2 protein-coding genes are annotated in these 1,401 nt (G+C 70.8%); both read right to left on the bottom strand.

Features of this window, described 5'->3' with window-relative positions; translation table 11 throughout:
* Window positions 1-148 precede the first annotated feature (148 nt).
* Complete coding sequence (locus J4557_RS49030) at window positions 149-1,105, bottom strand: IS481 family transposase (protein ID WP_208274825.1); 957 nt, start codon at window positions 1,103-1,105, stop codon at window positions 149-151.
* A gap of 105 nt (window positions 1,106-1,210) precedes the next feature.
* Window positions 1,211-1,401: hypothetical protein (locus tag J4557_RS49025; RefSeq protein WP_208274823.1), on the bottom strand; the 191-nt coding region annotated here is incomplete at its 5' end.

Below are 1,401 nucleotides of genomic sequence, written 5' to 3'. Positions count from 1 at the left end.
CTGGGGCACCCGCCGCACCGCCGCCGGCAAGGTCGTCTGGTGCGAGCAGATCGTCCCCGGCATCGACCCCGACCCGGTCGACCTCGACTCCAGCTGGCCCGGCGAGAGCCACCACCGGGAGTGACCGCCGTCCGGCGCGAGCCGGCCGCTAGTTGTTGTATCCCGCGGGGTTGTTGACGCGGGTGATGGGGGGTTGGCCGCCCAGTGCGGTGTGGCCGCGGTGGTGGTTGTAGGTGTGTAGGAAGTCGGCCAGGGCCGCGGTGCGTTGGGTGTTGCTGGTGTAGGGGCGGGTGTAGGCCCATTCCTCCAGCAGGGTGCGGTTGAAGCGTTCGACCTTGCCGTTGGTCTGGGGGCGGTAGGGGCGGGTGTGGCGTGCGGCCGCACCCAGCTCGTCCAGCGCTTGGCGCCAGTGGGTGGATCTGCGGTAGGCCCAGGCGTTGTCGGTCAGTACCCGTTCGATGCGGGTGATGCCCAGTTCGGTGAAGAAGGCCGCGGCTCGGCGTAGGAAGGCGGCGCAGGTGGCGGCCTTCTCGTCGGGGTGGATCTCGCTGTAGGCGATGCGGGTGTGGTCGTCGACGGCCGAGTGGATGTAGTCGAACCCGGTGGTGCGGCGCCGGTCGGGGCAGGCGGACCGGCCCAGGGCCTTGTGGCCGCCGCCGTCGGGGATGCGGCCGAGTTTCTTGACGTCCACGTGCACCAGTTCGCCGGGCCGGTCGCGTTCGTAGCGGCGGATGACGGTGCCGGTGGGGCGGTCGAGCCAGGCCAGCCGCGCCAGCCCGTGACGGGTCAGGACGCGGTGCACGGTGGAGGGCGCCATGCCCAGGATCGCCCCGATGCGGACTGGGCCGAGTTTGCGGTCCCGGCGCAGCCGGCACACATCGTCTTCCACCGCCGCGGGGGTACGGCGGGCGATGGTGTGCGGACGGCTGGAGCGATCGGCCAGCCCGGCGACGCCCTCGGCACGCCACCGGGCGACCCATTTATGCGCGGTAGAGCGAGAGACGCCCATCTCAGCGGCCACATGCGCGACCGGGCGGCCAGACTGCACCCGTTGGACCAGCAAGAGCCTGCCATGCACGGTCAGCCGGGCGTTACGGTGGGGCACGAAGACCTCCGCTGTGGTGTGGAGCCTAGACACCTCCACCACATCGGAGGTCTTCCTCGCTCACCAGACACCCACCGGTGTCAACAACGTTCGTGCTCAGTACAGCTAGTGCGCCAGCCACGCCGCCGTGCAGACGGCGACGGCCAGCAGGCCGATGAGGGCCTGCAGCTCGGTCTGGGCGAGCCAGCCGGAACTGTCGGCGTCACCGGGATGGTCCTCGGCCCAGTCGCGCCGTGAGCGGGACCAGCCCTTGGTCGGGTTGACGAGCATGCGGACGCCCAGGGGGACGATGACGA

The organism is Actinomadura nitritigenes (assembly GCF_017573545.1).
GTDB classification, from domain to species: Bacteria; Actinomycetota; Actinomycetes; order Streptosporangiales; family Streptosporangiaceae; genus Spirillospora; species Spirillospora nitritigenes.
This window is presented reverse-complemented; position numbering and strand designations above follow the sequence as displayed.